Genomic DNA, 783 nt, shown 5'->3' with positions numbered 1-783 from the left:
CTTCGATGCCGGAGCTACCGGCGGCCAGCAGGAACTGCCGATCCGGGGTGCTGTTGTCTTTGGCGAACTTGTCGGCAATGGCCACCACGGCGTCCAGGGTCTCGGCCTTGTGGTCCTTGAGGAAGGCAATCACCGGCATCAGCGAGCAGTCGTTGTTGAACAACTCCGGGGTGTTGACCGAGGCTTGCTGTGCGGCGTAGTTCAGCACGTCCTGGTTGCGCTGGATGCTGTTGAGCTTGGGGTTACCCTCGTAGGTGCCCGCGGTAATCTGGCGCACCGCGTTGACCAGCGAAGACGTCGCCTGAACCCCCGGGGACTGCTGCAGCTCCCAGGCCAGACGGTCGGCAAGGACCAGCGTCTGGTAGTTCAGGCAACCTTCCGGCGCGGTCTTGATCATTACCGCGAACAGGTCGCTGGACAGCGCATAGTGGCTAGTGATGTAGGCGTTGTCGCGGTTATAGCGCGAGTCGGCACGCAGCTCCGGAGCCCCACTGTCAAGGTCGCCGATTTTCAGGTGCTGGCTGACCATGAAGCCGGCGATCCCCATCAGTGCCGCCACCAGTACTGCACCGGTGGCCCACTTGCGGGTGGTGAAGCGGTCGAGCAGGTCCCACAGCTTGCCAAAGCCTTTATGCCCGTCGGCCCGCGTGTCGATTTTCAGGGCACGCTCGGCTGCCTTGCGCCCGACGCCGATGTAGGACAGCGACACCGGCATCAGCAGCAGGGAGGTGAAGATCAGCACGGCCACGCCGATGCTGGCGGTGATGGCCAGGTCCTGGATCA

The 783-nt window shown here is 63.5% G+C and carries 1 pseudogene; it reads right to left on the bottom strand.

Annotated elements, in window-relative coordinates:
• Positions 1–783: pseudogene (locus ACZYSM_RS29240) on the bottom strand (RND family transporter); the annotation flags it as partial.

Source organism: Pseudomonas sp. F220 (genome assembly GCF_057813935.1).
The sequence above is the reverse complement of the archived record's forward strand: the minus strand, read 5'-3'. Positions and strand labels throughout refer to the sequence as shown.